The sequence below is a fragment of the Nesterenkonia sp. F genome (genome assembly GCF_000220985.1).
Classification (GTDB): domain Bacteria; phylum Actinomycetota; class Actinomycetes; order Actinomycetales; family Micrococcaceae; genus Nesterenkonia.
The window spans coordinates 25809-32246 of sequence record NZ_AFRW01000091.1 but is presented as its reverse complement, the minus strand read 5'-3'; the positions used below and the strand labels follow the sequence as shown (position 1 = coordinate 32246).

Below are 6438 nucleotides of genomic sequence, written 5' to 3'. Positions count from 1 at the left end.
CGCCAGCGCGACGCCGAGCCGGGCCGCTTCAGCTGGTGGGACCTGGGCGCCGTCGTGCTCTACCTGGCGACCTTCGTGATCGGCGGGGCGGGCCTCGTCGCGGCCTTCGTGCCGCCGGTCCGCCGGATGATGATCAGCGGCGACGCCGACCAGATGGCCCTCTCGCAGTTCCTGGTCAACGCCGGCGCCTATGTGCTCATGGCGCTGGTGGTGCTGCTGCTGGCCGGACCGGCTCTGGCGCGCGCAGTGCGCACCTTCGCCCCGCTGTGGTGGCTGAAGCTGCTGCTGGTGCCGGTCAGCTGGCTGGCGATCATCATCGTCAACGCCACGCTGGTCTCGCTGATCAGCGACCAGCCGCAGGTCTCGGCGAACCAGCAGGCCATCGAGCAGATGCTCGGCGCCGTGCCGTATCTGGGCGCACTGGTGGTGCTCGGCCTGCTGGGGCCGCTGGTGGAGGAGTTCTTCTTCCGCCACCTGCTCGTCGGCAAGCTCTCCCGGCATCTGAACATCTGGATCTGCGCAGCGATCTCCGTGGCGGTCTTCCCGATGATCCACTTCATCCCCGCCCTGATCGGGCTGACCGACGACCTCTCGATCGCGACGCTGGTGCCCTACGTGACCATGGGCCTGGTCTTCACCCTGGGCTACATCCTCTCCGGCCGCTCGCTGCTGTACTCCTGGCTGCTGCATGCCTTCAACAACTCGGTGGCGGTCAGCCTGCAGTACCTGCTGCAGGGCCCGCTGAAGGAGTTCACCGAGCAGCTGCCCGACACGATGCCCGACGGCGGCGTCGCAGTGCTGGGCCTGCTCGGCACGGCGGCCGCGCCGGTGCTGGGACCGGTGCTGGCGGGATGAGCCCGCGGCACGACGACGAGCGCGCCGGACCGCAGGAGCAGATCGGACAGACCGAGCAGAGCGGGCCGGCCGAGCACGTCCCCGCGGCGACCGACCGGCGCTCGCTGCCGCGCCGGATCCTCGCGCTGGCGGTCCCGGCGCTGGGCGCCCTGGTGGCCGAGCCGCTGTTCCTGCTGGCCGACACCGCGATCATCGGCCGGCTCGGCGTCGAGGAGCTCGCCGGGGCCGCACTCGGCCTGACGGTGATGCAGACGGTCACCGGACTGATGATCTTCCTGGCCTATTCGACGACGCCGCAGGTCGCCCGCTCCGTCGGGGCCGGGCGGATGTCCCGGGCGCTGGCCGCCGGCCGCGACGGCGTCTGGCTCTCGGTGATCATCGGCGTCGTGCTGGCCGCCGCCGGGCTGGCCGCCGGCGAGCCGCTGCTGCAGCTGATGGGCGCCGACGGCGCGATGCGCGACCAGGCCTGGGCGTATCTGCTCTGGTCGCTGCCCGGGATCCCGGCGATCCTGCTGGTCTTCGCCGCCACCGGGGTGCTGCGCGGGCTGCAGGACACCACCACTCCGCTGGTCGTCGCCGGCTGCGGGTTCGGCGGCAACATCCTGCTGAACCTGATCCTGGTCCACCCGGCGGGCCTCGGCGTCGCCGGTGCGGCGCTGGGCACCTCCATCGCCCAATGGGGCATGGCGCTCGTCTACCTGACGCTGCTTCTCCCGCGGCTGCGCGAGCATTCAGTGCCGCTGGCCGCCGACCCGATGGGGCTGCGGAAGGCCTTCTCCGTGGGGTCCTGGATGCTGCTGCGCACGCTGAGCCTGCGCGCGGCGATGGTCGCGACCGTGCTGGTGGCCACCGACCTGGGCCCGGACACGCTGGCCGCCCATCAGGTGACCTTCACCGTCTTCTCCACGCTGGCCTTCATCCTCGATGCGCTGGCCATCGCCGCCCAGGCGCTGATCGGCAAGGAGCTCGGCGCCCACCGGCTGGAGACGGCGGCACGGCTGACCCGGACCATGGTGCTCTGGGGCGTCGGCTTCGGCGTGATCACCGGCGCGGCGATCGCCGTCGTCGGCCCGCTGAGCGCGCCGCTGTTCACCCCGGACGACGCCGTCGCCTCGGCCATCGGCGCCGCGCTGCTGGTCGTCGCCGCCGCGCAGCCGATCGCCGGGCTGGTCTTCGTGCTCGACGGCGTGCTCATGGGCGCCGGCGACGTGCGCTACCTTGCGCTGGCCGGGCTGGTGAACCTGGCTCTCTACGCCCCGGCGCTGTACTGGATCAGCTCCGCCGGGCTGACCGGCACCGCCTCCGTGGTGTGGCTGTGGGTCGGCTACGGCGTGGTCTTCATCGGCGCCCGGGCGCTGACGCTGGGCGTGCGCGCTCGCGGCGAGGCCTGGATGGTCGGCGGCGACGCCGCGTGAGGGTCTCGCCAGGCGACGTCGCGCCCGCCGCTCGAGTGAGCGCCGCGGGCGAGGGAGCGTAGAATCGCCGGCGTGCCTGTGCAGAGAATCCCCGCCGCGACCGCCGAGCAGCTGGCCCGCCCCGTCTGGCTGCGCGCCGCCGTCACCGCCCTGCTGGCGCTGGTGACCATCTTCTGGCAGGGCGAGACCCTGCTGCTGCTCAAGATCTCGCTGGCCGCCTACTTCGTGCTGGCCGGCACCGCCGTCTGGGACTACGCCAAGGACACCGTCGTGGTCCCCGACGCCGTCCGCGGGCCGCTGGCCTCCGGCGCGGCGCTGTGGGTGCTGGTCGGCGTCGGCGTGATCTTCGTCCCCTCGGCGACGGCGGGAGCGATCGTCGCCGCCGCCGGCTTCCTCGGCATGGGGCTGGCCGAGCTGATCGCCGGCCTGCGCGGCCGGCCGGACTTCGTCCCCGCCCGGGATCTGCTGGTCCAGGGCGGCGTCGGGATGGCCACCGGCGTCGGGCTGCTGGCGGGCATGCGGCTGGACGTGCACGGCATCCTCGGGATCGCCGGCATGGGGCTGGTGATCCTGGCGGTGCTGCTGATGATCAGCGGGGCCTCGATGACCCATGAAGCCCGCCGCGCGGCCGGCTGAGCCCGGCTCGCCGCCGCTCTACTACGCGGCGTAGAATGGATGACGGCCCGGCGGGTGCACCCCGCCCGCAGGATCTGCGGATGATGCCGGGCCCACCGATCCGACCAGGAACGAGGAGACCCGTGGCTGACCACTCCAAGGAGCGTCGCTCGCTGATCGAGACGGTCAAGGCGCCGCTGATCTTCTCCGCGGCCCTGGGCGTCGTCGCCGCCCTCGTCACCCTGGTCACCGCCTCCGGCGGCACTGAGGCCGAGCCGCGCGTGGACCTGGCGCTGATCGCCTTCGGCGTGGCCTTCATCGTCGCGCTGCTGCTCGTCTCGATGCTGCAGCTCGCCGCGCGGGAGAACCCCGACGAGCTCGCCGAGGGATCGGGCGTGAACCGCGACTCCGAGGAGCTCTACCGCCAGCAGGTCGCCGAACGGCGGCGCGAGGCCGCCCGGCAGAAGGCCCGCGAGGCCCGCGAGGCCGAGGGCGAGCCGGAGTTCGGCCGCGCCGCCGACGCCGCGGCGGACGGCGGCGCAGCATCCGACGGCACAGCACCCGACGACACCGCATCCGACGACACCGCATCCGACGACACCGCATCCGACGACGCCGCATCCGACGACGCCGAGGGCGACCGCCGGGACTGACCGGCTCGCGACTGACCGGCTCGGGGCGCGGCCGCCTCCGGGATCAGAGTGCCGAAGTGCGGCGCAGCCGGACGTTGACGAACTCGCCCATGCCCCAGCGGGCGAGCTCCCGGCCGAAGCCGGACCGCTTCACGCCGCCGAAGGGCAGGCCGGGGAGCGTGGTGCCGTGCTCGTTCACATAGGCCATGCCGACCTCCAGCCGGTCGGCGACCTGCTGGGCGCGGTCGAGATCCCGGCCCCACACGGAGCCGCTGAGCCCGAAGTCGACGTCGTCGGCCAGCTCCACGGCCTCGTCGACGGAGCTGACGCTGTGGATCACCGCCACGGGCCCGAAGATCTCCTCCCAGTAGGCATCCATCTCCCGCGTGACCCCGGTCAGCACGGCAGGGCGCATGAAGGCGCCCTCTCCGGAGAGCGCCACGCCGCCGGTGTGCAGCGTCGCGCCCTGCTCCACGGCGCGGGCGACCTGCTCGACGACGCCGTCGCGGGCCTCCACCGAGGAGAGCGGGCCGACGTCGACGTCCTCGTCCAGGGGATCGCCGACTGTGGCCTGCTCGAAGGTCGCGATCACCGTCTCCAGGAAGGTCTCGGTCATCTCCCGGGGCACGAACATCCTCTTCGGCGAGTTGCAGGCCTGGCCGGCGTTCGAGAGCCGCGCCTTCGCCACGATGCCGGCGACGTGCTCGACGTCGACGTCGTCCAGGACGATGAGCGGATCCGAGCCGCCGAGCTCCAGCACCGCCTTCTTCAGGTGCTCGCCGGCGGTGCCGGCGACGGCCGATCCGGCCCGCTCGCTGCCGGTGAGCGAGACGCCGCGCACCCGCGGGTCGGCGATCATGGCGGCGATCTGCTCATGGCCGGCGAAGACGTTGATGTAGGCGTCCTCGGGCACTCCGGCGTCGTGCAGCATCCGGGCCATGACCTCGGAGGAGGCCGCACAGATCTCGGCATGCTTGAGCACGATCGTGTTGCCGGCCATGAGGTTGGGCGCGACGAAGCGGGCCACCTGGTAGTAGGGGTAGTTCCACGGCATGACGCCGACGAGAGGCCCGATCGGCTCGGTCTGCACGAGGGACTCCCGGGCGCCCTGGGGGTCGAGCTGCTCGGACTCCAGGAGGTCCGGTCCGTGCGTGGCGTACCAGCGGTAGATCGAGCCGGCCAGCTGCGCTTCGCCGATCCCCTGGGCGAGCGGCTTGCCCATCTCCGTGGCGATGAGTCGTCCCAGTTCCTCGGCGCGGGCCTCGTAGGCGTCGGCGACCCGGGTCAGGGCCGCGGCACGCTGCTGCGCGGGCGTCGTCCGCCAGGTGCTGAACGCCGCGTCCGAGCGGCTGAGGATGTGCTCGACCTGACCGTCGTCGAGCGTGGGGAAGTCCGTCTCGGTGCGTCCTGTGGTCGGGTTGGTCGTCCGATATGTCGCCATGCCCCCACTCTGGGGCCGACCGCCGGGCCGTGTGAAGGGGGCCTCGACCGGCCGGCCGGCCCTTGGCCTCGCGAGGAGTGGGCGTTAGCGTCCTGAGTGACGCCATGAGCGTCACGGACCGATGCCATTCCATGCCACTCACCGACGTCGCGCCATGCGCGTCGAGGAAGGAGGCGGCCATGACTGACGCAGTCGAAGGCGGCCAGGTCACCGGAACGAAGGGCACGGACGACAACCTCATCCCGTCCGCCGAGCAGGCGAAGAGCCTGCTGTCGCGGCGCCTCGGAGCGGAGGTGGATCGCTGATGGCAGCCTGCGACGTCTGCGGCAACGAGTACGACAAGCCGTTCACCATCACCCAGGGGGAGGCACGCGGCGTCTTCGACAGCTTCGAATGCGCCGCCCACGCCATGGCTCCCCGCTGTGGTCACTGCGAGTGTCGGATCCTCGGCCACGGCGTCGAGTCCGTCTCGGGCGCGATGTACTGCTGCGCGCACTGCGCGCGCGAGGCCGGCGCGACGCAGGCCACCGACCGGGTCTGAGCCCCGTCGGAGGCCGCTGACCGGCCGAGCTCCGACCGCCGACGCATTCGGGCGGGCCCCTGTCATGGGGCCCGCCCGAACTCTGCGCGGCCGATGAGGCGACGACGATCAGCCGCGCCCGCTCACCGGGCTCCGCTCACTTCTTGCTCTTCTTCTTTTTCTTCTTCTTGCCGCCCTTCTTGTCGCGCTGATCCATCAGCTCGTCGCGCATGGCGCTGCGGAACTGCTTCGCCGCGACGCCGGACTCCGAGGTCGGCTCGTCGAGCTCGGCGGCCTTCTCCGCGGCCGAGGGCCTGGCCAGCTTGTCCTCGGTCTCCGACTGCTTCAGCGCCTGCTTGCCGGCCTCGCGCAGCGCGGCCTGCCGAGCGCGGTAGGCGCGCACATGGGCCCGATTGGCGCAGTTGCCGAAGTCGCAGAACAGCTTCGAGCGGTTGCGGGTCAGATCGATGATCACGGCGTCGCAGTCGTCGCCGCGGCAGGTGCGCATCCGGCTGGTCTCATCGTTGACCAGCAGGAACTTCAGCGCATCGCCGACGGCGGCGGTGACGACGTCGACCAGCTGGCTGCTCACCGGGATCGGGGCGGCCCGGTACTCCGGCGTCGTGGAGGTCTCGTCGGTGCGCACCAGCTTGGTGCTCACCCCGTCGAGCAGCTCGTTGATCTGCTCGACCGGCCGGCCGCCGGTGATCGGGGCGGCGGACCAGATCTCTCGCAGGGTGTCCCGCAGCTCGATGATGCCGTCCACCTGGGAGCGGTCGAGGCCGGAGGACGGCCACTTCAGCTCAGGGTCCTGGGCGGCGACGAACTTCCTCAGGCTCTCGATGCTGGTGATCTCATCGGGGCTGGGCTTCGCGCTGTGCAGGCCCTCGGCGGTGTTCATCAGATTGACGGCTGCGGTCAGGGTCCGGTTGATCTCTGCGTGGAACATGCAGTTCTCCT

At 71.9% G+C, this 6438-nt stretch carries 8 protein-coding genes; 6 read left to right on the top strand and 2 right to left on the bottom strand.

Annotation, left to right across the window (positions count from 1 at the left end; genetic code table 11):
• The 4 genes from GU5_RS14660 to GU5_RS14655 all read left to right on the top strand — a co-directional run.
• Positions 1-855 (top strand): CPBP family intramembrane glutamic endopeptidase (locus GU5_RS14660; protein WP_010525007.1); only part of this gene is annotated, 855 nt, incomplete at its 5' end.
• On the top strand, positions 852-2270 hold the full coding sequence (locus tag GU5_RS0107715; protein ID WP_010525006.1) for an MATE family efflux transporter: 1419 nt from the start codon (positions 852-854) through the stop codon (positions 2268-2270). The genes GU5_RS14660 and GU5_RS0107715, both read left to right, overlap by 4 nt.
• A gap of 72 nt (positions 2271-2342) precedes the next feature.
• Entirely contained in the window at positions 2343-2906 is a 564-nt protein-coding gene (locus GU5_RS0107710; protein ID WP_139084372.1) for a hypothetical protein, read from the top strand.
• Positions 2907-3028: 122 nt separating this feature from the next.
• Positions 3029-3538, top strand: a complete 510-nt coding sequence (locus GU5_RS14655; protein ID WP_010525004.1) for a hypothetical protein — start codon at positions 3029-3031, stop codon at positions 3536-3538.
• 43 nt (positions 3539-3581) lie between these two features.
• On the opposite strand, the gene GU5_RS0107700 is transcribed toward GU5_RS14655, so the two are convergent.
• Complete coding sequence (locus tag GU5_RS0107700) at positions 3582-4958, bottom strand: NAD-dependent succinate-semialdehyde dehydrogenase (protein ID WP_010525003.1); 1377 nt, start codon at positions 4956-4958, stop codon at positions 3582-3584.
• 179 nt (positions 4959-5137) lie between these two features.
• Between GU5_RS0107700 and GU5_RS17780 the strand changes: the two genes are divergently transcribed.
• Together GU5_RS17780 and GU5_RS0107690 are read left to right on the top strand one after the other, a co-directional pair.
• Positions 5138-5263, top strand: a complete 126-nt coding sequence (locus GU5_RS17780; protein ID WP_255348839.1) for a hypothetical protein — start codon at positions 5138-5140, stop codon at positions 5261-5263.
• Entirely contained in the window at positions 5263-5499 is a 237-nt protein-coding gene (locus GU5_RS0107690) for a hypothetical protein (RefSeq protein ID WP_010525002.1), read from the top strand. Before GU5_RS17780 ends, GU5_RS0107690 begins: the two co-directional genes overlap by 1 nt.
• 136 nt (positions 5500-5635) lie before the next feature.
• On the opposite strand, the gene GU5_RS14650 is transcribed toward GU5_RS0107690, so the two are convergent.
• Entirely contained in the window at positions 5636-6427 is a 792-nt protein-coding gene (locus GU5_RS14650; protein WP_010525001.1) for a CGNR zinc finger domain-containing protein, read from the bottom strand.
• Positions 6428-6438 lie beyond the last annotated feature (11 nt).